This window comes from Halomonas citrativorans (assembly GCF_014898005.1).
GTDB classification, from domain to species: Bacteria; Pseudomonadota; Gammaproteobacteria; order Pseudomonadales; family Halomonadaceae; genus Vreelandella; species Vreelandella citrativorans.
In genome coordinates this window covers 17,071-41,640 of the sequence record NZ_JABUYX010000017.1, presented here as the reverse complement: position 1 = coordinate 41,640, position 24,570 = coordinate 17,071, and the positions used below count along the sequence as shown (strand labels likewise).

Sequence of the window (24,570 nt, the reverse complement as noted above, 5' to 3'; positions counted from 1 at the left end):
GATATCGGTAGGGCAAATAACTATTCGGCCCGCTACGCGAGCGGGCCGAATATTGTAACGCTTTCACCAACGCGACGCCTAACCAGTGGCGTAATCGCTCATCAGTGCGTTATCTATTTTCGTCACTATAGACGCTTCCTCTAACTATCTGCCTCACTGGCCGCAGGCTTATTTTCATCGCGCAGTTCACGACGCAATACTTTGCCCACATTGGTTTTGGGCAGTTCATCACGAAACTCGATGAACCTGGGCACTTTATAGCCGGTAAGTTCTTTTTTGCACCAGCTGCGCAGCGTTTCGGCATCCAACTGACTGTTTTTGGAGACGACAAACAGCTTGATGACTTCACCTGCGTCGTCGTCCGGCACACCGACTACCGCCGCTTCGATAATATCCGGATGGGCGGCGACCACGTCTTCCACCTCATTGGGGTAGACGTTAAAGCCCGACACCAGAATCATATCCTTCTTGCGGTCAACGATACGGATGTAGCCGTCATCCTGAAGCACGGCGATATCACCGGTATGGAACCAGCCGCCCTCATCGATGGAGTTACGGGTTTCATCGTCGCGCTGCCAGTATCCCTTCATCACTTGAGGGCCCTGCACGCAAAGCTCGCCCGGCTCGCCCAGAGCCACATCATTGCCATCAGCATCCACTACTTTTACCGAGGTGCCTGCAACGGGCTTACCGATCGTACCCAACTGAATAGCATCGGTTGGGTTAAAGCTCACAATTGGCGAGGTTTCTGTCAATCCATACCCCTCAGCAACTGGGCAACCTGTCGTTTGCTCCCAACGCTGGGCGGCTGCCTTGGTTAGTGCCATACCACCAGAAATAGTCAGCTTTAGATGGGAAAAATCGAGCTGCTTAAAGTCGTCACGATTACACAGCGCATTGAACAGCGTATTTAAGCCAATAAACGCTGTGAACTTTAGCCCTTTAAGCTCTTTTATAAAACTGTCCAGATCACGGGGGTTGGTAATCAGCAGCGAATGATTGCCCGACTCCATTAAAAACAGGCAGTTCACTGTAAAGGTGTAGATGTGATAAACCGGCAGTGGCGCTATTACTAACTCCTCGCCCACGTTTAGATGCGTACCAATAGCGGCACGCGCCTGCAGCATATTAGCAATCAAGTTACGGTGGGTTAGCATCGCCCCTTTTGGCAGGCCGGTTGTACCGCCGGTGTACTGCAGCGCGGCCAAATCATCCTGTTCTCGGCTTACCTCAGTGTGATTTAAAGAAGCGCCCTTCTTCAAAACATCACGAAAGCTTAACGCGGTGGGCAGCGAGTAGGCAGGCACCATCTTTTTCACATGCTTCACGACCGCATTAATCAACCACCGTTTGGGCAGGCCGTGCAGGTCTCCCAACTCGGTGACCAGCACATGTTTGATATCGGTTTTATCAACGACGTTTTCAAGCTTTTTAGCCATATTGGCTAATATCAACACAGCCTTGGCACCAGAATCCTTAAACTGGTGGGTCATCTCCCGCTCGGTGTAAAGCGGGTTGGTATTTACCACGACCAGACCTGCCCGCATGGCGCCAAACACCGCCACGGGGAATTGCAAGACATTGGGCAGTTGAATGGCGATCCGGTCGCCCGGCTTCAAATCAGTCTCGTGCTGAAGCCAAGCGGCAAAGTCTGCTGAAAGACGGTCAAGATCAGCAAAAGTAAGCGTTTTGCCCATGCAGCTAAAAGCAGGCTTTTGCTGATACCGGCTTACTGCCGCGTGAAAAACATCTGTGACAGAGTTGTACTTATCCAACCCTTCAAGCGCTGGGCCGCGTAAAATAGGCGCTGTGGCGTGTTCGCTCATGGGCAATCTCCGCTATCCATGTCGATGTTATAACCGACCTTGTTATTGTCGCGAGGCAAGAGGGCCAACGATATACGACCCCAGACATGCTGTAAAACGATCGATTGAAACTTGTGTTTCAACTTTAGCCGATAAAGGGCCGAGCTCTTAACTTTCCTCCTAACCTTCCTCCCATCTTTTCTAAATGTCTACGTAACAATGTAGCGTAATGGGCAGTTCTTATGGACAGTTCTTATAGACAGTTCTTATGGCCAGTTCTTATGGACAAGCCCTTATGGACAGTAACGCGCCTCGATTTCTCCTTCACGCCACACTAAAAGCTCGCCGGGCACCATGGTGCACCAGGCTTCATTGTGGGTTAGCGGCTCGGTGGCTATAACAGAAACCACATCATTGGGTGTCGTGTGCTCGGCAAAATTAACCGTAAGTTCGGCATCAGAAAGCTCGGCATCACCAAAGGGTGCTCGCCGGGTAATATGCGCAAGCTTCGTCGAGCAGTAGGTATAGAGATACTGACCATCGGACAGCAACAAGTTAAACACGCCCAAAGCACGTAGCTGTTCACATCGTGCATGCAGCGTCTCCCATAAAGATTCAGGCGATGCCGGGGCCGTTGGAAAAGCGTCTCGCAGTTGACCCATTAGCCAACAAAAAGCATGTTCGCTATCGGTATTGCCAACCGGCGTGTACACCCCCAACGGTAAGTGCTGCCATTCGCTTAGCTGACCATTGTGCGCATAGCACCAAGGGCGGCCCCACATTTCACGCGTAAAAGGGTGAGTATTCGCCAGGCGCACACCGCCAACGTTTGCTTGGCGGATATGGCTAATCACTACGTTTGATTTAATCGGGTAGTCGCAGATTAGCCGTGCGATGGGCGAGTTGACAGAAGGATGCGGGTCACGAAACTCGCGGTACCCGCCCTCTTCATAAAAAGCGATACCCCACCCGTCGCGGTGCGGCCCAGTGCCGCCACCACGATGTAAAAAGCCTGAAAAACTAAAGCAGATATCGGTCGGGACGTTAGCGCTCATCCCCAACAGCTCACACATAACCGCGCCTCCTTCCGCTTTTCATTATCTGCATTAACCAATAACCGGTTCGCGACGACGCGTAGGCTGTGGGTCTTCAGCTTCCTCCTGTTTCACGCGCTTGGCGGGCGGCGCACTTGGCGGCCGACGCCACCACCAGAGAGCGATGCCTATCGCTGCGCCGATAGCAATCCCAGCGACCAGGCACAACAGGCTGCCACGCAGCGCATTAACGTTATGCTCAAGAAAACCAACCGCGGCCACCATCGCCGCAGGCGCCCAACCGGTATAGAACTCACCCTCTTCTACTAGCGGTAGACGAAACATCGCTGGCGTCCACATGGCGCCCGCCATTCCCCACGTCACCACCAGGCGCGGCAAACGCGGTAGAAACGCCACCGCAAAATAGATGGCAATGACGACCAGCAGCGAAATACCGTAATAACTTAGCCACAGCTGTGACATTGAACCTGTAAACAGCATAATACCCCTCATGTGGGTGCATGCACCCGACGTTAATTTCCCGCTATGGTACCTATCAATTTATGAAAGCACAGCCAGACACGCTCGCAGGCTCACCCGTCGCGCGCTATTATCGCGCTAATGATCCCAAATGGCACTGGTTGGAAGCACGAGATTCGCCTGATGTTAGCGCATTTTTAGAAGCCGCCAACCAGCAGCAGGCCCAATGGTTTGCACCGCTGGCTCCGCTGGCCGAAACGCTCTATAAAAGCCATCTTGCGCGCCGTGAGCTTGCCGTCACCAGCCTTGAGACAGCGCTTGACCACTTTACGTTCTGGAGCGAGACCGGCGCCGACGATGATTACCCTCACTGGTGGCGTTTCCCAAACGGGCAACCGGCACAGCGTGAATGTTTTTTTGATGTTCAAGCCCGTGCTGCGGATGAAGAATTTTATGACATGGGCGATATGGCACTCTCTCCTGACGAGCAGTGGCTCGCCTGGACAGAGGACACACAAGGAGACGAGCGCTACACGCTTTGGATAAAATCGCTGCCCAGCGGCGAGCCTGTCTCTCTGCTCAGCGATATTGGTGCGGGCTTATGTTGGGCTGAAGACCAGACAGCAAGCTCGGCAACTCTCTTTTTTACTCGATTTGATGCAACCCAACGCCCTGACAGTATTTGGCAAGTATCGCTCCCTTTTAACGCACCTGCACAGCACTCAGCGCCTACTCTGGTGCTGCGTGAAAAGGACCCTGAGTTTTGGCTGGGCATTGGCAAAACCCGCTCGCGCCAGTGGTTACTGATCGAAAGCGGCTCGAAAGATACCAACGAGATTTACGCGCTGCCCGCGCATCGGCCATCGGCCGTGCCACTCTGTGTGCAGCCCCGTCAATCCGGCGTTGAGTACACGATTGATCACCGGCCAGGCACCTTTTACCGCGTCCATAACCAGACAAGCGCGCATTTTCAGCTCGACTTCCTGGACGAACCAGCCCTGGGCAACCCTGAAGCACGCTGGCAGCCGCTTATTGCGCCGCGCGATGACACCACACTGGAAGGTATTGATGCGTTTTCCTGGGGGCTGATTATCGCAGAGCGCGACCATACCCAAGCGCAGGTAGTGCTGCGTCGCTGGGTGTTGGATGCACAGCATCATCGCTTGGTTGACGACTACCTTAGCCTGCCAGAGCAACCTTGTTCCCAATCACTTGAAGATGCGCCGCATTTTGACACCCAGGAATTACGCTTACGCGAGGAGTCCTTTACACAGCCCCCCAGCTGGTTTGCGCTTGATCTTGCCAATGGCGAGCGAACACTCCTTAAGCGCGTTCCCGTTTATGGTGGTTTAACACCGGAGCAGTTGGTAAGCCGCCGAATATGGGCCACCAGCGCAGATGGCGAGCAAGTACCGGTCTCTATCGTAATGCGTGCGGACCTGGTCGGCGAGCCATTACCCACGCTACTTTATGGCTACGGTGCTTACGGGGAAGCGCTTGACCCGTGGTTTTCTATTGCCCGCCTGGAGTTGCTTGAACGCGGCGCCGCGTTTGCAGTTGCCCATGTGCGCGGCGGTGGCGAGCGGGGTGAACCCTGGTACTTGCAGGGTAAAATGGCGCACAAAGAGAATAGCTTTAACGACTTTCTGGCCGCGCGGGATGCGCTGGTGGAGTGCGGAGTAAGTGATCCTGCGCGAGTAGTCGCTTACGGCGCCAGCGCTGGCGGTTTATTGGTCGGCACGTGTGTTAATCGTGCTCCCAAGGCTTTTTGTGCCGCTGTGCTTGATGTGCCGTTTTTGGATGTCTTACGCACGATGCAAAACCCCGAACTTCCCCTAACCACCGCTGAGTACAGCGAATGGGGAAACCCCGAAACACCCGAAGTGGCCGAACGCATTCGTCACTACTCGCCCATGGACAATATAACGGCCCAAGAGTATCCCGCGCTTTGGATTGAAGGCAGTTGGTTTGATACACGGGTGAGCTACTGGGAGCCTGCCAAATATTACGCGCAAGTCACCCAACAGCAGCTAGGCAGCGCCCCTGTTTTGATGCATACCGATATGAGCAGCGGGCATGGCGGTGCATCCGGCCGATTTAAAGCGTGGCAAGATACCGCTAGGCAGGACGCGTTTATCCTTTGGGCATTGGGGTTAGCCGCCGATTTCAAGGATAGCGCCATCTAAGCAGCCCACTGCTTTAAACCTCCCACCGTTAGGCAGCCTTCGCGCTGCCTTTTATTTTTTTGAAAATACTTTCCACAAAAACCATTTTGCTTCATACTCAACTTTAGTCGAATGCTTTTACCTTTACTATTGGAGCAAGCAATGAAGCACCAGGACCACTTCCCAACCATTTGGGACATGCCGCTTAAGCAACCGTCCGCCAAGCCGAATAAAAACAGAGCAGCTAAAAACAGAGCGGCTCAACCATCCTTGTTCAAAGGCATAATGCTTGCCTTAAGAAATATAGCCAAGCACAAGCCCGTCGCCTAACGATCACGTCAGGCTGGATATTTGTGTGGACCGGCTTAATGTCGTCAAAAAGGAGAGGGCTGGGGCTGCCACTTGCAGGATGGTTACTTACATGGGCAGTACAGCAATAATGTGGGATTCAAGTTCTCGTTCAGGCACATCATCCTGAGAGACCGCAAAGCTACGCACGCTGATGCCTTTACGGTGCACGCGCTCGGCATCATTACTCAGCAGCGGATGCCAGCCAGCTAACTTCCGCCCTTCGGATACTCGGCGATACGCGCACGAAGCGGGCAGCCAGGTAAACTCTTTTACCAGTGCAGGCGTCAGTTGGGTGCAGTCAGGCACACTATCAAAGCGATTCGGGTAATCACTGCATTGGCAGCTTTGAATATCCAGCAGGCGGCAGGCGACGTTCAAGACAGCCAGCTCCTGCGTTTCATCATCATGTAGCTTTAACAGGCAACACTGCCCGCAGCCATCGCAAAGTGCCTCCCACTCTTGCGGGGTAAGCTCTTCCAGCGTGTAACGCTCCCAAAAGCGCTCGCGCATTCCGGTTTCCATCCTTACTCCTCTTGCGGGTTATACGCGTAATTTACAGCCCCATCGCTGCTTAACGTGGCGCTTAACGCTGGCCATAGCGAATGATAATCCGCTTCCAGTAAACGATAGTCGCTTTGCAGCCAAGGGATGAGTTCAGCAAGCCGATTTGGTCCTGACAAGCGCTGACCAAGACCCGCAACTGCCTTGCAGGTAAAATCAAAATCGGCGTAATTTCTTAGCCAATCGTGCTTGATCATAAAGGGCATCATCCCCTCCAGCCGATTGGGCGCCGGTCTCGCTGACAACAGGCGATAACAGCGCTCTACCATTTGCTGCTGCTCAAGCAAGCCGGCCTTATCTCGCGCTAAAAAATGATCCCACACAATATCCAGCGCAATACCAGCGTAGCGTCGCTTACCTGCAGGCGCCCGATGTTTCGCATTTAGCACGCTTGGATGCTGGTCGACCCAGGCATCCACTTTACGGTGATGCTGTATGCCGCTCGCGACATCCGCTGGCCAATCACCCAGATGGCTACCTTTAACACCATCGGCAATCAGGTTGCCGTAAAGAAAATCATCACTCCCTTCACAGGCAAGCCAGGCATGGGCCAGGAAATTCACGGTAGCGGCTACTGCGCCGCATCGCGCGCGTTTAATTGCGCGCGATGTACATCAAGCAAGTAATCCTCTTTTGCAGGCGGCATCTGCAGATAAAAACCCTGCTCATCAATAGCGGCTATAACGTCATCCACATTTACTCGGGCCAGTTTTTTATCGGCGGTGAGAATCATGGTGAATACCGCGACGGGCTTTCCAAACGTTGCGAGCAGCGCCTCAGGAACGGGCGTGAGCCCTTTGCGCTTATCAACGTATAAATACATTTCATCTTTTCGCGAGCTTTTAAAAATCTCACAAAGCAGCTTGTCACTCATTTAGACAACTCCTTTAATGCCTGCTCAAGCTCATCGGCCAAACATTCGCCCCGCCATCCTTGTGGCAGAGTTAAAGGCTGGCTTGCCATGTCCTGCATGACCAACGCCTCAATATCACGGCGGCGCATCAACACTTCAGACGCCATGCCAAGCCCGGCCGCTTTCGTGTTAATAACGGATTTTAGGGCTTTGAAACGTTGTTTAAAGGCGGGCTGCATCGGGTCCGGCCAGCGCGCCAACAGCTCATTTTCGTCGCAGTGCTGGGCCTTTTTAACCATTGCCAATAGCGTGTCGCCCTCTTTTTTGACCAACGCTGGCTTAAAGCCTTCCACCTCGGCCAACTCATAGCGATTTTTCGGCATGGCGTCAGCAGCTGCAAACAGCAACTTGTCACTAATAAGCCAATTGCGCGGCAAATTACGCCGCCGTGTTTCGCCTTCCCGCCAAATGGTCATCAGCCGATAAGCCTCTAATTGGCGCGGATCAAGCCGCCATAGCTGACGGTGACGGGCGTACCACTGGCCATCCGCTTCAACGCTGCGCCCGGCCTGTTCGATCAAACTGGCACACTCTTCATGCAGCCATTGGCCGCGGCCTAACCCTTCCAGTCGTTCAGCCTGATGCGCCCATACTTGAAGCAGGTAAATAACATCCAACGCCGCATAGTCACACTGAGAGGGCGTCAAAGGCCGCTCTAGCCAGTTGGAGCGCGTCTCCTCTTTGGGCAGCGTTTCGCCTATCCAAAACTCCACCAGCTTTTGATACCCCATCGAGGGCACTTCACCGAGAAACCCTTGAGCAACCTGCGTATCCACCAATGGCGTTGGTAACACCCCGGCCCAATGCTGAAAAACTTCTAAATCTTCACTACACGCATGCAGCAGTTTAATGGCGCTATTTTGCAGTAACTGCCGAAAGGCAGGCGTGCAGGACGTGGCCAGCGGGTCAACCAAGTACGCAACGTCCCCGGCAGCAAATTGAATTAATGCAGGGACGGGGAAAAACGTGTTTTCACGGAAAAACTCTGTATCCAGCGCGATGACAGGGGCGTTGGCCACTTGTGCGCAGGCCGCATCAAGCGCCTCGGGGCTGTCAATCCACTGGTATACGGGGGAGGCTAGAGAAGACAAAGCATACTTCCAGGTTGCTACAACCGCGATTGCGCTTGCAATGTTGATGGGTTAATCGCTGGTAAAGGGCTGTCGGCCATTAAACGCACGGCTTAAGGTACCGCCATCGACATACTCAAGCTCACCACCCATAGGAACACCATAAGCTAAACGTGAAAACTTCACGCCGTAGTGGGCCAATTGAGCGGCGATATAGTGCGCGGTTGCTTCACCTTCGACGGTTGGGTTGGTCGCCAGTACAATTTCTTCGATATGGCCTTCTGCTACACGCGTTTCCAACTGCTCAAGCCCAATCGCGTCAGGACCGATACCATCCAAAGGCGACAAGTGCCCATGAAGCACAAAATAGCGGCCCTGAAAGCCACCCGCTTCCTCAATCGCCAGCTGATCAGCGGGTGACTCAACCACACACAATAAGGCATCGTCGCGGCGAGGCGTTTCGCATATCGCGCAAATATCAGCTTCGGTCAGCGTGCGACAGCGCTGACAGTAGCCGACCTCGTCAATCGCTTTTTGAATGACCGAAGCAAGACGCTGACCGCCTGCCCGCTCACGCTCAAGCAAATGCATTGCCATACGCTGGGCCGTCTTCGGCCCAACCCCTGGCAACACACGAAACGCATCCATCAGTTGTTCAATAAGAGGAGAAAATCGCATTACTTAGAACGGCATCTTGAAACCAGGCGGCAGGTTCAATCCAGCCGTTGCTTCTTCCATCCGAGCTTTAGAGTTTGTTTCAACTTTACGTACAGCATCATTCACCGCGGCGGCTAAAAGATCTTCAAGCAGCTCTTTATCTTCTTCCATTACGCTTGGATCGATGCTGACCTGACTCACGTCATGGCGTCCGTTCATGGTGACTTTAACCATGCCTGCGCCGGCTTCACCGTATACTTCTGACTGAGCGGCTTCTTCCTGAATGCGCTGCATTTTTTCCTGCATCTCTTGGGCTTGCTTCATCAAGTTGCCCATTCCACCTTTCAACATGGTGTGCTCTCCTGGCTAATTAAAGACGGGGTTGTTAAAAAACGAGTATCCGGTGCAATGCTAACGCTTGGCGGCCGCGGGCTTGACGGTTGATTCTATCAGCGTCGCACCAAACGCCTGCTGTAACTTCTGTATATTGGGATCGTGGTTCAAGAGATCAACAGCCTGCGCATGCTGCTCTTGATTCAACCGCTCTTCACGCTGACGCGGTGTCTCACTCTGTGTCGACAGCTCGGCCACCACGAATTCGACCCGGCGCGGCACCCCTTGTTCACTTAATGCGCGCTCGATGCGCGTTTTATGAATCTCTGCCTGCATGGCCGCCTGACTTGGATCCAGGCGCAGCGTCAACGTATTGCCATCGTCGCTCTCCAGCAGACAGTTCGCCGCCAAACTGCGCGTTAAGCCGCCCAAGCCTAAAGAATCAAAGCATAGCAGCCATTTTGCATGGTCCAGCACTTCATTGCCGACGTCAGCGATGGGCGCTGTCTGCCCAGGGGCTGGCACGGCTTCTGACTCAGAGGTTGATACCGGCGCTGAAGCCAACACAGCCTCTGAAGCGGGTGCTTTGCGAACACTTGGCGAAGGCACTTCCGCTTGGCCGCTTTCATGTGCTTCGGCTTGCTCTACGTCATCAAGTGACCATGGCGGCGGCATTGGGCTATCCGCAGAAGGCACCTCGTTACCGCCTACCTTAAAGCCCGTTGAATCCATTTGCATAGCAGGACTATCGCCAGGTGCTTCCCCTTCAACACGTGTATCAGACGCTGGCTGCTGGGCATGTTTTTTTTCGAGCTCTGCTTGCGGCGTGTCTATATAGTCTGTGTCTGCCTTTGGCTGATCCCCAGTCCCTGGTACGGGAGCAGCGGGTAAAGAGCTAACCGCAGACGCGGCAGACGCTTCGGGCTCTGGTTGAACATAATTGCTGGCCGAGGCTGAAGCAGGTGGCTGAGGCGCCGTACTGGCTGGCGCTGCGCCCTGCCCCATGCTTTGACTGCCCTCCGACCCTGTTGGCTCAGCACGCAGCGGTAGCGGCGTGCGGGGCGGCTTGGGCACGCCCTGCGGCCGGAACGCCAGCATGCGCAGTAGCGTCATTTCCAGCGCACTGCGCAAGTCAGGCGCGTGTGCCATATCGCCTCGGCCTTGAAGCCCTATCTGGTAGTAGAGCTGAATATCTTCAGCGGTAAAGCGGCTGGCGAGCTGTAAAATAGCCTCTCGATCACCATGACTGTTATTCACGGCGTCCGGCACCATTTGGGCAACGGCGAGACGGTGCAAAATAGCCGACAGCTCGTCTAGCACGGCAGCAAAATCAGGGCCCTGTTCTGCCAACTGTGCTACTTCAGCCAGCAGTTGCTGCACATCTACATCCGCCAGCGCGCTTACCAGCGCTAAAATATGCCGGTGATCCAGGGTTCCCAGCATCGCCGCTACATCGGCATGACGGACGGCGCCCTGCCCAAAGGCAATCGCCTGGTCGGTCAGGCTCATGGCATCACGCATTGAGCCTTCAGCTGCTTTGCCTAATAGCCATAGCGCGCTTTCATCGAAGGCCACGCCCTCTTCACCCAGTACATAGGTGAGATGCTCAACAACTCGCTCAGGCGGCATGTGTTTAAGCGTGAACTGAAGGCAGCGCGACAGCACCGTTGCAGGCAGCTTTTGCGGATCAGTAGTGGCAAGCAGAAACTTAACGTGAGGAGGCGGCTCTTCCAGCGTTTTCAATAGCGCGTTAAAACTGCTGGTTGAAAGCATGTGCACCTCATCAATCAGGTACACCTTGTAACGCCCCTGGGTGGGCGCGTACTGCACGTTATCCAGTAATTCGCGGGTATCTTCTACCTTGGTGCGCGACGCCGCATCGACTTCGATCAAGTCGACAAAACGCCCTTCATCAATGGCTACGCAGCTATCGCACTGACCACACGGTGTTGAGGTAATGCCCTCATCGCCGCGCCCGTTAGCTGTGCAGTTCAAGCATTTGGCCAATATGCGGGCAAGTGTGGTTTTACCGACACCGCGGGTGCCGGTAAATAAATAGGCGTGGTGAAGACGCCCCTGGTCAAGCGCATTGACCAAGGCGCGCTGAACATGGGCCTGACCCACGAGTTCGTGGAATGTACGTGGTCGCCACTTGCGGGCCAGAACCTGATAGCTCATTGAGCAATACTTCCTTCGGCGGGCTGTCCTGATGATGCATCTTTCAATAACAGCAGGTGCCACAATGCGTGATAAAACGCCATTCTAGCGGCTACGCCGCAGCCCGCCAACCGCCCGAGCGAGGAACTCGGGCGTTATCGTTAGGCGTTATCTGCACCGTCTTCCGCACCTGCCCGCTGGGCAGCTTCTTTAACCAGCTTTTCGAGCTCGCCGTTTTGATGCATTTCCACGACGATATCGCAGCCACCGACCAGCTCACCTTCAACCCACAGCTGCGGGAAAGTAGGCCAATTGGCGATTTTAGGCAGCTCAGCACGGATATCCGGGTTATCCAAAATATTAACGAACGCAAAGCGCTCACCGCAGTTCATCAAGGCCTGGACCGTCTGGGCTGAGAAGCCACACTGCGGCAGCTGAGGCGAGCCTTTCATGTAAAGCAAAATGGGATTTTCGCTAATTTGACGCTGAATATTTTCGGCTGTTGTGCTCATAAAAGTACTCCTTAAGTAAAGAACTAGCGCAACGAAGGTCAGTATACGCACGAAATAAACCGTAGATCACCCAGGCGCCTGACGCCTGCCTTAATACCTGAGTACGGTACTCGGCCTTAATCTTTGGAGGCCATTCTACGCGTGCCGTTCGCGTTGCGCATCCCCCGCCGCCTCGCTAGGATGGTGTTTTTACGCGGAGAGAAGCAACCATGGCGACACGCCATTTCCTTACCCTGCTGGATTTGACGCCTGATGAACTGAGTTATTTGATTCAGCGTGCCATTAAAATTAAAACAGATCTTAAAGCCAACGGGCCGGAGTATGCGCCGCTGGCGAACCGAACGCTGGCGATGATCTTTGAAAAATCGTCGACACGTACACGCGTATCGTTTGAAACCGGCATGGCGCAATTTGGCGGGCACGCGCTGTTCTTATCTCCGCGCGACACTCAGTTAGGGCGCGGCGAGCCAATCGAAGACACCGCTCGCGTGCTTTCCGAGATGGTCGATGCCGTTATGATCCGCACCTTCTCTCATGCGGGCCTTGAAACCTATGCCAGCGCCAGCAGCGTTCCCGTCATTAACGCGTTAAGCGATGACTATCACCCCTGCCAGCTACTGGCCGATGTGATGACCTGGACCGAGCTACGCGGAAGCGTTAAGGGCCGCACCGCCGTCTGGATTGGCGACGGCAACAACATGTGTCACTCGTGGATTAACGCGGCGCGCCAGTTTGATTTCCATCTTCGCATTTGCTGCCCGAAAGGCTACGAACCACGCGCCGACATCATGGAGGCCGCTGGGGATCATGTCACACTAATGCACGACCCGCAGGCAGCCATTCAGGGCGTAGACCTGGTGACCACCGATGTTTGGGCGTCCATGGGTCAAGAGGAAGAGCAGGCCAAGCGTGAAGCGGATTTTTCCGGCTTCCAGGTCACAGAAACCATGCTGGATCAGGCGCAAAGCGATGTACTGTTCTTACACTGTCTGCCTGCACACCGTGGCGAAGAGATCAGCCATACGCTGCTTGATGACCCCCGCGCAGTGGTGTGGCAAGAAGCTGGAAACCGCTTGCACGCGCAAAAGGCGTTAATCGAGTTTTTACTGCTTGGCCAGGTTAGCGAATAAACCCGCATCAATAGCCACCAAAGAACCCTGTTTGGTGGCTATTGATATTGATGTTTTGCATCAGATGGCGAGTTTTAGGCAACTATCACCCAAGAGCCATTGATACACACATACGAAAAAGCCTCGCTATGAATAGCGAGGCTTTTTCGATTAATTCTGGTGGAGCCTAGCGGGATCGAACCGCTGACCTCAACACTGCCAGTGTTGCGCTCTCCCAGCTGAGCTAAGGCCCCAATGCCGTCGCCCTTACGGACTAAGCGAGGCGCATGCTATTATGAAACCGGACCAAGGTCAAGAACCCATTCAAATACGCATTTGCTAATTCTACTTTATAGTCAGCTGTGGCACTCTATGGGTCAGCGTCAGAGGCTACCTTCTGAGCCCACTATGTTTCCACGCAGGAGCCAGCCCCCTTGATCAACGTTCTAATCGCCGATGATCATCATCTGGTAAGAACCAGTATTGCTCATCTGCTAAATGAAGAGAGCGATATCAAAATTGTCGGTGAGGTCGACGATGGCGAAAGCGCAGTCACCCAGTGCCGTCATTTAAAACCGGACATTGTCCTGATGGACATACGCATGCCGGGGATAGGCGGGCTGGAAGCAACGCGCCGCATCCATCGTACGATGGAAGATATCAAGGTACTGATCTTAACGGCGCACATGGAAGACAGCGTACTACGCCGCATGTTGGAGGCTGGCGCATCAGGGTTTTTAAGCAAGGGCGCCGGCGCAACAGAAATGACCGATGCGATCCGCCAGGTATTTCATGGTCGTCGCTACGTCAGCCAAGAGATAGCCCAGCGCTTGGCCTTGTCTCACTTTACTAACGAAGACAACCCGTTTAGCCATCTCTCCCATCGCGAGCTACAAATTGCATTAATGATCGTCAACTGTCAGCGCGTTCAGGATATTTCTGACCGCTTGCATTTGAGTCCCAAAACCGTGAATACATACCGCTATCGGCTATTTGATAAACTTCAGGTGGCCACCGATGTCGAACTGACACACCTGGCACTACGTCATGGGCTAGTGGATGGCTTTGACGCCAGTCAGGGATAAACCTAACATCCTTAGCCACTCCTCGGCGTTCGATACGGTGCAATGACATTTAATGCAAAACAGTTTTTAAGCTCGGTAAGCACCTCCCCCGGCGTTTACCGTATGCTTGATGAACACAGCGATACGCTCTATGTAGGCAAAGCGAAACGCTTAAAAGCCCGCCTTGCCAGCTATTTTCGTGGCCAGCTGAACACTAAAACGCAGGCGATGGTGGCACGGATTGCGGATATTCAAATCACCGTAACCCGCAGCGAAACCGAGGCACTGCTCCTTGAGCAAACCCTGATCAAGGAGCTTCGCCCACCCTACAATATTTTATTACGGGATGATAAGTCCTACCCGTTTATCTTCGTCACCGACCGCCACAACTATCCCAGACTTGAATATAAACGCGCACGTCAACGGCGTGACGACGGCCGCTATTTGGGCCCCTATCCCAGCAGCGGCGCGGTACGCGAAAGCCTGTCACTCATGCAAAAAATCTTCCGCATTCGCAACTGCGAAGACAGTGTTTTTGCCCATCGCTCTCGTCCGTGCCTACAGCATCAAATCCAGCGCTGTAGCGCTCCTTGCGTAGACTACATTGCAGAAGAGGATTACCGCCGCGACGTTGAACACGCCGTTATGTGTCTGGAAGGCAAAAGTGAGCACGTAACCCAAGCGCTGACCGAGGCGATGGAAGCCGCCAGCCAAGACCTGGATTTTGAGGAGGCTGCCCGCTTCCGTGACCAGATACAGCAATTACGCCAGCTACAGCAGCGCCAGTTTGTCGATAACCAGAACGGCGATGCCGATATTTTCGCGCTCGCCCAACGGCCAGGCGCGCTAGGCGTTTCGGTGTTAAGCGTTCGCGATGGGCGCATGCTCGGCGCCCGCCACCATGCGCCCAAAAACGGTCTAGACCTTTCCCCAGAAACCCTACTGACCGAGGTGGTGAGCCAGTACTATTTTGGCCAGCCGCATAACGTGCCCAGTGAAGTCATTACCAGCCATGCGCTGGATGACAGCGACCTGATTGCCGAGGCGCTCACACAGCAAGCGGGCAAGCGTATTCGTGTGACAAGCCAGGTACGCGGGCATCGCGCCCAGTGGCAGCAACTGGCGATGACCAATGCTGAGCAGCAGTTAGCGTCTCAATTGGCGAACCATACGCAGCTCACCCAACGCTTTGCAGCGCTTCAGAAAGCACTGGGCCTTGAATCCATGCCCGAACGGCTTGAGTGTTTCGATATCAGCCATAGCCAGGGTGAAGCCACCGTGGCCTCCTGCGTGGTCTTTGACCATCAAGGACCGCGCAAGAGCGACTATCGCCATTTCCGCATAGAAGGCGTGGCGGCGGGCGATGATTACGCCGCCATGCAGCAAGCGCTGACGCGAAGGCTGAAACGCGTAGAAAGCGGCGAAGCCATCGCCCCGGATATTGTGATTGTCGATGGCGGCAAAGGTCAGCTTAATATGGCCCGAGAGGTGCTCAACCAACTCGGCATTACCACGATCATTTTGCTAGGCGTTGCCAAAGGCACCACACGCAAAGCCGGGCTTGAGACACTCTTTTTGGAAACATCGGATAACCCACTTCCCTTGGATCCCGCGTCCCCTGCTCTGCACTTAATTCAGCATATCCGGGATGAATCGCACCGTTTTGCAATTGCAGGCCACCGAGCCCAGCGCGACAAGGCCAGGCGCACTTCTACTCTGCAAGACATTCCCGGCATTGGTCCTAAACGGCGCCGTGAGTTGTTACGTTTTTTTGGCGGATTGCAAGGTGTGCAGAAAGCGAGCCGCGCCGAGCTGGCAAGAGTCCCTGGCATTAGCGCCGCACTTGCAGAGAGTATTTATTTGGCCCTGAATGGATAAACCACCATTGGGCATAGATGCTAGTCGCTAAGGCGGATAGAATAGCCTTTACTACATTTCGAATTTAATGACTCTCCGGTAAGGATCGCCAGTCGCGATGAATATACCCAACGTACTTACACTGGCAAGAGTTGCCTTTATTCCCTTGCTCGTTGTGCTGTTCTACTTGCCTTTTAATTGGAGCATGCCGCTGGCGGCTGGCCTTTTTGCGCTAGCCTCGATGACCGATTGGCTAGATGGCTATTTGGCCCGCCGCTGGAATCAGTCAACACCCTTTGGCGCTTTCTTAGACCCAGTGGCCGACAAACTAATGGTCGTTGTGGCACTCGCGCTGCTGATTGAGCGCTACGACACACTCATTCTGACCTTGCCTGCGCTTGTCATTATTGGCCGTGAAATCGTCATATCGGCCCTGCGCGAATGGATGGCAGAAATGGGCAAGCGGGGTTTGGTCGCGGTTTCCTGGATAGGCAAGCTTAAAACCACGCTCCAGATGGTGGCCCTGCTGATCCTTTTGGCGCTGCCGCCCACACACGAGATCGCCCTACTGGGTGTGGTAGTGCTGTACGTCGCTGCGGCCTTAACGCTTTGGTCCATGATCCAATATTTAAAGGCTGCCTGGCCGCACCTTAGCCGCTCCATGTAAGCAGTTGATTCCTCGAAGGGGATGTTTGCATCATTGATGATTGACAACCGCTCAACGATGCGTATAATTCGCCCTCGAGTCGAGCGGGAATAGCTCAGTGGTAGAGCATCGCCTTGCCAAGGCGAGGGTCGAGAGTTCGAATCTCTTTTCCCGCTCCAACTTGGATTGTGCGGCAAGCAGGTTAGGTCGAGAGCTGGAACGCCAGCCCGGTCGAATCTATCTTCCCACTCCATCGACTCTTTAGGCTGGATGGCAGAGTGGTTATGCAGCGGACTGCAACTCCGTGTACGCCGGTTCGATTCCGACTCCAGCCTCCACTTTTGTGTTAAGTGCAACGATACACCAATTGCACTGCCCGGATGGCGAAATTGGTAGACGCAAGAGACTTAAAATCTCTCGGAGGTAACTCCGTGCCGGTTCAAGTCCGGCTCCGGGCACCATTGTTTTTATCTCCCCTTATGACTTTATTATCTGCGAGATCATTTTGATCGACGCGGATTTTTTTGCGTCCATACATCGTCAACGACTAATGACTACGCGATGCGCTTACCTTTTATGCGCCATAGCGCCAGATAGCAAAAACAAGGAGCGGGCCGCATGAGCACGCCAACAACGGATGTATTAATTATTGGCGGCGGCGTCGCCGGGTTAACCCTCGCCCTGGACATTGCCGACCACCTGTCGGTGACGCTGGTAAATCCAGCCCACAATGATAAAGGCGCCAGCCGATGGGCCCAGGGTGGCATTGCAGCGGTGCTCTCCCCCGAAGACAACCTGGAAGCGCATATTCGTGACACACTTGTCGCTGGTGACGGGTTATGTGATGAGCAGGCTGTACGTTTTACCGTTACCCACGGCCCGACGGCTATCCAATGGTTAATTGATCAAGGGGTACACTTTACCCCGGACCCCGCCCCTGACGCTTGCTACCCGTATCACCTGACCCGTGAAGGCGGCCATAACGCCCGGCGTATTATTCATGCTGACGATGCCACGGGACGCGCCGTTGTAGATACCCTGCAAGACAAAGTCGCCGCGCATGCCAATATTACCCTGCGCCGCGATATCACTATTTTAGGGTTACTCCAAAACTGCCACGGGCACTGCACAGGTGCCTATGGCATCGATACAGAGCGACAACGGCAAACACTCACCGCGACTTACACCACGCTAGCCACCGGGGGCGCTAGCGGCCTTTATCGCCATACCACAACCCCTACCCCCGGTAGCGGCGAAGGCATGATGATGGCTGCGGAGCTTGGCGCGCGATTAATGAATCTGGAGTTTCAGCAGTTTCACCCGACCAGCCTGTATGATCCTGACGGCCCCGCGTTTTTAATTAGCGAAGCCGTACGTGGCGAAGGTGGTTACTTGCTCAATGAAGCCGGTGAGCGGTTTATGCCAGCCATTGATCCTCGCGCAGAACTTGCTCCCAGGGACGTTGTTGCGCGAGCCATCGATGCTCAAATTCAGCAAAGCACCCAAGGGCACGTATGGCTGGATATCCGCCACCTTGGTGAAAAAGCCATTCACCACCACTTCCCAACCATTTTGGCACACTGCGCCTCACGCGGGATTGATATCATCCAGCAACCGATCCCCGTCGTCCCCGCCGCCCACTATAGCTGCGGGGGCATTGCCACCGATCATCAGGGCGCGACAGGCATACCGGGGCTTTATGCAGTCGGTGAAGCTGCCTGTACCGGCCTACATGGTGCCAACCGCATGGCCAGCAACTCACTGCTGGAGTGTCTGGTGTATGCGCGTAGCTGTGCAAGCGCGCTTCGAGAACAACATCTCAACGAATGGCACGCGCCGCCCATTACGCCCCTACCACCGTCCGCCCGGTTATTAAGCGTTGAAGAGCAGGACCTACTGGCTCAATGGCGCCACGAGCTACGAACCACGATGAGCCAACAGGTGTCGATTGTACGTAGCAACTCAGGATTGGCTGCCGCCCATGAGCAGTTGGCGTTATTGGATAAGCGTTTGGAACGCTTAGGAGCCGGCCAGTTTCAACCTGAGTACATGCAGTTACGTCAAGCAATCAGGCTGGCTCAGCTAACCGTTATCGCCGCATTGAAACGGCATGAATCACGCGGGTTACATTACTCTATGGATTGGCCGTCTCACCTTCCCGCCCCTGCGATTTCTTGTTTAACGCTAGCGGATTTAATGCCCGGCACGGTGGTATAAGCGGCGCAACAAACGGTGATGATGACGAGAGAAACTATCGGGCCACAGCCAGAGCCGCTGTGGCCCCACCCACAAGCCCACCAACCAAGGCCCCAGGTAATCACAGCGAACCACCACTTCATCGCTCAGCTCTCCATAGGGCTTTCGCCAACGGCCATAAATAGCCGTATCACGCTTGCTTAGATAAAGCACGCCATGGACTTGCCTATGGAGAGTACGCCACAGCAAAAGGCTGATGACAAAGGTAATGCCGCTGCCCACCCAAAGCCCCAATACCCAGTAGCTCAACGAACAGAGCCCCATCGCCAAACCCGAGTGAAGCAGGCCTGCCGTTTTAGAGGGTACGATAGGCAGAATTATCGGTGTTTTCTGCATGCTCAACGATCATTTTCACCATATGCTTTAACGCTGGGTCTTCAGGCCATTCACGGTGCATGAGCCAAACAAACAAGTCCTGGTCTTCTTCTTCAATTAGGCGCTGATAAGTCAACTGCTCCTCTTCGCTAAGTGTGTCAAAGCGTTTTTCTAAAAACGGGATCAGCAACAGATCAAGCTCCCACATACCGCGACGCGAATGCCAGTAGAGTCGCTTACGTAGCACGGCTGCTGGGGATGTATCGTCGTTCAAGGTCAGCCTCTTTCATTGGTAAAAATGAAGCGTCAGTATACCTAAGCTAAAGGGTCGCGCCAGCGCCAAGCTTCGCCTATGCTGTTATTCAGTCTAGTACCTTGTTTTATCTGAATTGTTTAATATCAATTTGCACAGTATGCTGAATTCGAGGTTATCAAGGTCAGCCGCTATTATTAACGGCAGCCTTCACCGTTTACAGGGAGCCAACCGATGACAAAATCTGAACTAATCGAACAAATCGCGATGCGTCAACCGGAGCTATCCGCCAAAGAAGTCGAGACGGCGGTACGTATTATACTGGATGATATGACGGACGCTCTTTCCAGCGGCGGTCGTGTGGAAATACGTGGCTTTGGCAGTTTCTCACTGCATTTCCGTGAGCCGCGTACTGGCCGTAACCCCAAAACGGGCGATCCGGTCGAGCTGGACGGTAAATATGTACCGCACTTTAAGCCCGGCAAAGAGCTGCGCGAACAGGTAGATGCCAGCCGTGCGCTGGGTTACTAACACAGAGCCCGAAGCCGCCATACTTTGATAATCTGTGACTGTGGGATGACGTCGCGCCAAGACTCATACACAATAGGGTCATACTGCGAACGTCACTGACTAGGAAACTCTCATGCGTTGGATTAAAGGGCTGATTCTCGCCATTATTTTGCTGGTTGTTCTACTGGTAGGCATCTTGTTTGCCGTCAACAATCAGCAAACCATTGCCTTGAATCTGATCTGGGTTGAACTCCCCCCCATCACACTCTCGGTATGGCTGCTGGCGACATTAACGTTTGGCGTCATACTCGGCATGCTCGCAATGATGGGGGTATACGTACGATTGAAAGCACGTCTTGCACGCAGCGAGCGCCATAACAAACAGCAGCGCAAAGAGCTTGATCGTTTACGCACCCAGGAGTTTAAGGAACTAGCGTAAATGCATGATGTCATGCTGCTAGGGCTAATATTGGTAGCGATTGCCATAGGCTTCGGGCTAGGCATTCGATACGCTGCCCAGCACCACCGGCGAGCGCCAACAGCGCCGCCTTCTCAACTGTCGCGCGAATATTTCGTTGGGTTAAATTACCTGCTGAATGAGCAACCCGATGAAGCCATTAACACGTTTATCAGTGCACTTGATGTTAATAGCGATACGGTAGATACCCATATCGCGCTGGGTAAGCTCTTTCGCACGCGTGGCGAGGCAGACAAAGCCGTCAGTATTCACCAAAACCTGCTTGCACGCCCGGCCCTATCGCATGGCACCAACGAACGCATCCAGCTTGAGCTTGCGCGCGATTTTATAGCGCTAGGTGTTCATGACCGTGCCCAGAGACTGCTGCACTCGCTGCTTGAGCAATCCACCGACGATGATCGCCGCTATGCGGCCAAGCAGCTACTGGTGGATCTTCTGGAGCGCGAAAAGGAGTGGCAAACCGCTTTAGAGGTAATCCAGCCCCTGCTAAAGCAGCACCCAGGTATGCGGCGCCCAGCGTCACACTGGCTATGTGAGCTGGCCATAGAAGAGATTCAACAATCCAGCCGTGCGCTCGCGAAAAAGCATCTAAAAAAAGCCTTGCTGCTGGATGAACGTTGCATTCGCGCCACACTACTGTTGGCGGATCTTGAGATGGATAACGGCCACTATGGCCGCGCGATAGAACGTCTTGACCATATTCCTGAACAGGATGCCGCGCATATCCCAACCATGCTGCCAACCCTTCAGCGGGCCTATGCGCGTAACGACGATATAGCAGGTCTGGAGAAGCACTTATACCGTCTACTGGGCCAGGCACCTTACACCAGCGTTATCGTGATGCTCGGCGAGCTTATTCACCAGCGGGATGGCGTGGATACCGCCATTGAGTTAACCGGAAACTGGCTACGTGATGCGCCGAGCCTTGGCGGGTTGGACTATCTGCTGGATCTGTATGTCGAAAGCCAGAAGCTAAGTGGAAGAGCGGCGCCGGACACTCGCTTATCACTGCTTAAATACCACACGGATGCGCTTTTAAAAGATCGTCCACGCCATCAATGCAGGCGCTGTGGTTTTACAAGTGATGCCCTTGCCTGGCAGTGCCCCAGCTGCCGCCGCTGGGGCACTACCAAGCCGATTACCGGCGTAGAGGGCGAGTAAGCAAACCCGCACACATATCGTGCTACTGAAGCTCTGCTTCGATAGCCGCCAGCGCCGCCATGGGGTCAGACGCCTGAGTAACAGGCCGCCCTATCACCAAATGTGTACTCCCTGCCTGCATCGCTTCGCTCGGCGTCATAATACGCTGCTGATCGTTAGCGGCGGCAAAACTCGGCCGAATACCAGGCGTTACTTTTAAAAACGACTCACCACACACGGCCTTTAAATGTGACGCCTCTTGGGCTGAGCATACAACGCCGTGCAGGCCGCTTTGCTGGGTCAACAGCGCCAAGCGCTCCACCTGTTCGGCGGGTGAAACGTTTAACCCCACTTCGCACAGGTCGCTTTCCTGGAGGCTGGTTAATACGGTAACAGCGATAAGGTGCGTGTCTAAACCTTGACTAACCAAACGCTCGGCGGCTGCTTCCATCATCTTGCGGCCACCGCTGGCGTGCACATTCACCATCCAGACGCCTTGCTCTGCTGCGGCCTGAACAGCCCCCGCCACCGTATTGGGAATATCATGAAACTTGAGGTCAAGGAACACGTCGAACCCGCGCCCATGCAGCGCTTCAAGGATAGCCGGGCCGCTGCGGGTATAAAGCTCTTTACCTACTTTTAAACGACACCGGGCGGGGTCTAGCTGGTCCGCCATGCACAAGGCGGCGTCAAGTGACGGGTAATCAAGCGCGATAATCAACGGGGATTCAGACACAACACTACTCCATACGCATTTTTAAGCATTATATCAGTCCAACACGACCCGCTTGTAAGCTATTTGCTAACCAGTACAAGCGAAAATCCTACAAACAGTGTCCTACATCACTGACAACAATAGGATAGCGAACGCGTTAAGTTAGTTAAGGCACCCGTTAGCACAGTGCCTGGTTATGCTACTTTTCTTTATCGACAAGAAGGAACAATACGCGTAATGAACATGACATTAAAAAGCTTGTTTGCCGCCCTGTTACTTAGTTTAAGTCTGGGATTATCCAGTAGCGCACTGGCTCAAGCCGTCGCGCCTATCAATGTTAATACCGCCAACGCCGAGCTGTTGAGCGAGCTTCCCGGCATTGGGCCAAGCCGCGCTACCGCCATTATCGAAGAGCGTGATACCAAGGGAGAATTTGCAAGTATTGATGATTTAACGCGCGTCAGCGGCATCGGCGCAGCAACCGTAGATCGCATGCGCGACCAAATCGTACTCGAAGACTAAGCCCTGCAGTAAGCCTTGCGACATAGCAGGATTACTATTGCCCGGCGGCAGCACAGCTGCTGTTTGCCGGGCAAGTGTTTATCACATACCCAACATTGAAAAGCTCACCTAACGACTCCTCTCTCTTCCGCATTACTGCCCGTGACCTCGTGACTAGGCAAACTTTTAAATCATCCAAAGTGACATGAATTGATCCACCGGCATTGCTTCAAGCGTCGCTTGGTTACCGCAGAGCTGGCTAATCTTTTCGCAGCGAAATGCAGGGAAACGGGTGGCGAGATGGCGCTCAAACTTATCGACCAATAGCGGCATTCCCTCTTCTCGACGTCGCTGATGGCCTATCGGATACTCCACTGCAACTTTGTCTGTTGCACTACCATCACGGAAAAAGACCTGTACCGCATTCGCGATAGAGCGCTTCTGCGGGTCGTGGTAATCCGCTGAATAGTCGCTATTCTCCTCGACCACCATTTTGTCGCGCAGTACATCAATTAGCGGATGAGCCGCATGAAAGCTGTCTTCATAGTGCTCGGCGGTAAGCGAGCCAAAGATAAGCGGCACGGCCGTCATGTATTGCAGGCAGTGATCGCGGTCAGCGGGGTTAGCCAACGCTCCGGTTTTGGAAATTATCCGAATCGCTGAATCATGTGTGGTAACCACAACGCGCTCAATATCAGCCAAGCGCTCTTTTACCTGAGCGTGCAGAAGCACGGCCGCTTCGCAGGCGGTTTGAGCATGGAACTCCGCCGGGAAAGCAATTTTGAATAAAATGTTTTCCATAACATAGCACCCAAACTCACGCTGAAAACGCAGGCGCCGCTCTGCTTCAGGTTTAAGGCTCAGGTCTTTATTACTATGGCTAAAGGACACATCGTAAACCCCCCATTGCGGTGCGCTGAGCGCGCTGGGAATACCCATCTCGCCGCGTAATGCCATATCTGCCAGACGAACGCCTCGGGAAGTGGCATCGCCAGCCGCCCAGCTTTTGCGCGACCCGGCATTGGGTGCATGTCGGTAGGTGCGCAAGCTCTGGCCGTCTACCCACGCATGGGAAAGCGCGGCCAGCAACTGCTCGCGCGTAGCGCCCATTAGCTTGGCAACCACCGCCGTCGAAGCCACTTTCACCAACAGTACATGATCCAGCCCCACCCTGTTGAAGCTGTTTTCCAGGGCCAGCACTCCCTGAATTTCATGCGCCATGATCATGGCGTTCAACACATCACGCATCGTCAGTGGCGCATCCCCCTGGGCAACCCGCTTTTGCGACAGGTGATCGGCAACCGCCAGGATGCCACCCAGGTTGTCAGAAGGATGCCCCCACTCGGCGGCAAGCCAGGTATCGTTATAATCCAGCCAGCGGATAGTTGCGCCGATATCCCAGGCCGCTTTTACCGGGTCAAGGCGTAGCGAAGTGCCCGGCACACGCGCCCCAAATGGAACCAGGGTACCTTCTACCAGCGGGCCAAGATGCTTGGTGCACTCTGGAAAACGCAGCGCCAGAAGCCCACAGCCCAACGTATCCATTAAGCAGTAACGAGCCGTAGACAGTGCCGCCGGCGAGGGAGTATCAAAGCTCAGCACATAATCAGCGATTAGCTGTAGCTCATCATCGTATTCTGGCCGCTCGTTTATCTCCGCTGTGACATTCATGGAGTCGCCTCCCGATC

The 24,570-nt window shown here is 54.2% G+C and carries 25 protein-coding genes and 4 tRNA genes; 13 read left to right on the top strand and 16 right to left on the bottom strand.

Features of this window, described 5'->3' with window-relative positions; translation table 11 throughout:
• Positions 1-140 precede the first annotated feature (140 nt).
• The 3 genes from INT20_RS13720 to INT20_RS13710 all read right to left on the bottom strand — a co-directional run bounded on the left by INT20_RS13720 (position 141) and on the right by INT20_RS13710 (position 3,340).
• Positions 141-1,826 carry an AMP-binding protein gene (locus INT20_RS13720; RefSeq protein WP_193057114.1) on the bottom strand — a complete coding sequence of 562 codons (1,686 nt, stop codon included), beginning with the start codon at positions 1,824-1,826 and terminating at the stop codon, positions 141-143.
• 272 nt (positions 1,827-2,098) lie between these two features.
• Positions 2,099-2,878 (bottom strand): class II glutamine amidotransferase, encoded by a 780-nt coding sequence (locus tag INT20_RS13715; protein WP_172117062.1) that lies wholly within the window; start codon positions 2,876-2,878, stop codon positions 2,099-2,101.
• A gap of 33 nt (positions 2,879-2,911) precedes the next feature.
• Positions 2,912-3,340, bottom strand: coding sequence for a hypothetical protein (locus INT20_RS13710; RefSeq protein WP_172117063.1), 429 nt, complete (start codon positions 3,338-3,340; stop codon positions 2,912-2,914).
• Positions 3,341-3,402: 62 nt separating this feature from the next.
• Here INT20_RS13710 and INT20_RS13705 point away from each other — a divergent pair, with 62 nt between their 5' ends.
• Positions 3,403-5,505 (top strand): S9 family peptidase, encoded by a 2,103-nt coding sequence (locus INT20_RS13705; protein ID WP_193057121.1) that lies wholly within the window; start codon positions 3,403-3,405, stop codon positions 5,503-5,505.
• A gap of 396 nt (positions 5,506-5,901) precedes the next feature.
• On the opposite strand, the gene INT20_RS13700 is transcribed toward INT20_RS13705, so the two are convergent.
• From INT20_RS13700 to grxD, 8 genes are all read right to left on the bottom strand, one after another.
• On the bottom strand, positions 5,902-6,357 hold the full coding sequence (locus INT20_RS13700) for a YcgN family cysteine cluster protein (protein WP_172117064.1): 456 nt from the start codon (positions 6,355-6,357) through the stop codon (positions 5,902-5,904).
• Positions 6,358-6,359: 2 nt separating this feature from the next.
• Positions 6,360-6,959, bottom strand: a complete 600-nt coding sequence (locus INT20_RS13695; RefSeq protein WP_193057113.1) for an acyl carrier protein phosphodiesterase — start codon at positions 6,957-6,959, stop codon at positions 6,360-6,362.
• Positions 6,960-6,967: 8 nt separating this feature from the next.
• The gene (locus tag INT20_RS13690; protein WP_193057112.1) at positions 6,968-7,270 is read right to left on the bottom strand and encodes a YcgL domain-containing protein; all 303 of its coding nucleotides are present in this window, start codon (positions 7,268-7,270) and stop codon (positions 6,968-6,970) included.
• The gene (gene rnd / locus INT20_RS13685; protein WP_172117067.1) at positions 7,267-8,400 is read right to left on the bottom strand and encodes a ribonuclease D; all 1,134 of its coding nucleotides are present in this window, start codon (positions 8,398-8,400) and stop codon (positions 7,267-7,269) included. The genes INT20_RS13690 and rnd overlap by 4 nt, the downstream gene beginning before the upstream one ends.
• A 51-nt stretch (positions 8,401-8,451) precedes the next feature.
• Positions 8,452-9,057: a recombination mediator RecR gene (gene recR / locus INT20_RS13680; protein ID WP_172117068.1), complete on the bottom strand. Its 606-nt coding sequence runs from the start codon at positions 9,055-9,057 to the stop codon at positions 8,452-8,454.
• Positions 9,058-9,060: 3 nt separating this feature from the next.
• On the bottom strand, positions 9,061-9,387 hold the full coding sequence (locus INT20_RS13675) for a YbaB/EbfC family nucleoid-associated protein (RefSeq protein ID WP_172117069.1): 327 nt from the start codon (positions 9,385-9,387) through the stop codon (positions 9,061-9,063).
• 60 nt (positions 9,388-9,447) lie between these two features.
• Positions 9,448-11,547, bottom strand: a complete 2,100-nt coding sequence (dnaX, locus tag INT20_RS13670; RefSeq protein ID WP_193057111.1) for a DNA polymerase III subunit gamma/tau — start codon at positions 11,545-11,547, stop codon at positions 9,448-9,450.
• Positions 11,548-11,687: 140 nt separating this feature from the next.
• Positions 11,688-12,038 carry a Grx4 family monothiol glutaredoxin gene (gene grxD, locus INT20_RS13665; RefSeq protein WP_172117071.1) on the bottom strand — a complete coding sequence of 117 codons (351 nt, stop codon included), beginning with the start codon at positions 12,036-12,038 and terminating at the stop codon, positions 11,688-11,690.
• A gap of 209 nt (positions 12,039-12,247) precedes the next feature.
• On the opposite strand from grxD, the gene argF reads away from it, so the two are divergent.
• A complete protein-coding gene (gene argF / locus INT20_RS13660; RefSeq protein ID WP_193057110.1) occupies positions 12,248-13,168 on the top strand; it encodes an ornithine carbamoyltransferase in 921 nt (306 codons plus the stop codon).
• Positions 13,169-13,325: 157 nt separating this feature from the next.
• Here argF and INT20_RS13655 read toward each other — a convergent pair.
• Positions 13,326-13,401: transfer RNA gene (locus INT20_RS13655), tRNA-Ala, on the bottom strand.
• 180 nt (positions 13,402-13,581) lie between these two features.
• Between INT20_RS13655 and uvrY the strand changes: the two genes are divergently transcribed.
• From uvrY to nadB, 7 genes are all read left to right on the top strand, one after another.
• Entirely contained in the window at positions 13,582-14,232 is a 651-nt protein-coding gene (gene uvrY / locus INT20_RS13650) for a UvrY/SirA/GacA family response regulator transcription factor (RefSeq protein WP_087106657.1), read from the top strand.
• Positions 14,233-14,274: 42 nt separating this feature from the next.
• A complete protein-coding gene (gene uvrC, locus INT20_RS13645) occupies positions 14,275-16,089 on the top strand; it encodes an excinuclease ABC subunit UvrC (RefSeq protein ID WP_193057109.1) in 1,815 nt (604 codons plus the stop codon).
• Positions 16,090-16,186: 97 nt separating this feature from the next.
• On the top strand, positions 16,187-16,735 hold the full coding sequence (pgsA, locus tag INT20_RS13640; protein WP_087106661.1) for a CDP-diacylglycerol--glycerol-3-phosphate 3-phosphatidyltransferase: 549 nt from the start codon (positions 16,187-16,189) through the stop codon (positions 16,733-16,735).
• Positions 16,736-16,818: 83 nt separating this feature from the next.
• Positions 16,819-16,893: transfer RNA gene (locus tag INT20_RS13635), tRNA-Gly, on the top strand.
• Positions 16,894-16,978: 85 nt separating this feature from the next.
• Positions 16,979-17,052: transfer RNA gene (locus tag INT20_RS13630), tRNA-Cys, on the top strand.
• A gap of 36 nt (positions 17,053-17,088) precedes the next feature.
• Positions 17,089-17,175: transfer RNA gene (locus INT20_RS13625), tRNA-Leu, on the top strand.
• A gap of 157 nt (positions 17,176-17,332) precedes the next feature.
• Complete coding sequence (gene nadB, locus INT20_RS13620) at positions 17,333-18,931, top strand: L-aspartate oxidase (protein WP_193057108.1); 1,599 nt, start codon at positions 17,333-17,335, stop codon at positions 18,929-18,931.
• Here the strand turns inward: nadB and INT20_RS13615 are convergent.
• Both INT20_RS13615 and INT20_RS13610 read right to left on the bottom strand, forming a co-directional pair.
• Entirely contained in the window at positions 18,908-19,306 is a 399-nt protein-coding gene (locus INT20_RS13615; RefSeq protein WP_226912177.1) for a hypothetical protein, read from the bottom strand. The genes nadB and INT20_RS13615 overlap by 24 nt on opposite strands.
• Positions 19,266-19,559 carry an FAD assembly factor SdhE gene (locus tag INT20_RS13610; RefSeq protein ID WP_087106665.1) on the bottom strand — a complete coding sequence of 98 codons (294 nt, stop codon included), beginning with the start codon at positions 19,557-19,559 and terminating at the stop codon, positions 19,266-19,268. The genes INT20_RS13615 and INT20_RS13610 overlap by 41 nt, the downstream gene beginning before the upstream one ends.
• Positions 19,560-19,772: 213 nt before the next feature.
• Here INT20_RS13610 and INT20_RS13605 point away from each other — a divergent pair, with 213 nt between their 5' ends.
• The 3 genes from INT20_RS13605 to lapB all read left to right on the top strand — a co-directional run bounded on the left by INT20_RS13605 (position 19,773) and on the right by lapB (position 21,687).
• Entirely contained in the window at positions 19,773-20,069 is a 297-nt protein-coding gene (locus tag INT20_RS13605; RefSeq protein WP_172117076.1) for an integration host factor subunit beta, read from the top strand.
• Positions 20,070-20,181: 112 nt separating this feature from the next.
• Complete coding sequence (locus tag INT20_RS13600; RefSeq protein ID WP_087106669.1) at positions 20,182-20,487, top strand: lipopolysaccharide assembly protein LapA domain-containing protein; 306 nt, start codon at positions 20,182-20,184, stop codon at positions 20,485-20,487.
• Positions 20,488-21,687 (top strand): lipopolysaccharide assembly protein LapB, encoded by a 1,200-nt coding sequence (lapB, locus tag INT20_RS13595; protein ID WP_193057107.1) that lies wholly within the window; start codon positions 20,488-20,490, stop codon positions 21,685-21,687.
• 22 nt (positions 21,688-21,709) lie between these two features.
• Here lapB and pyrF read toward each other — a convergent pair whose 3' ends face one another.
• Positions 21,710-22,402: an orotidine-5'-phosphate decarboxylase gene (gene pyrF / locus INT20_RS13590; RefSeq protein WP_193057106.1), complete on the bottom strand. Its 693-nt coding sequence runs from the start codon at positions 22,400-22,402 to the stop codon at positions 21,710-21,712.
• A gap of 216 nt (positions 22,403-22,618) precedes the next feature.
• On the opposite strand from pyrF, the gene INT20_RS13585 reads away from it, so the two are divergent.
• The gene (locus INT20_RS13585; protein WP_172117079.1) at positions 22,619-22,903 is read left to right on the top strand and encodes a ComEA family DNA-binding protein; all 285 of its coding nucleotides are present in this window, start codon (positions 22,619-22,621) and stop codon (positions 22,901-22,903) included.
• Positions 22,904-23,068: 165 nt separating this feature from the next.
• Here the strand turns inward: INT20_RS13585 and prpD are convergent, their stop codons facing one another.
• Positions 23,069-24,553: a 2-methylcitrate dehydratase gene (prpD, locus tag INT20_RS13580; RefSeq protein WP_193057105.1), complete on the bottom strand. Its 1,485-nt coding sequence runs from the start codon at positions 24,551-24,553 to the stop codon at positions 23,069-23,071.
• Positions 24,554-24,570 lie beyond the last annotated feature (17 nt).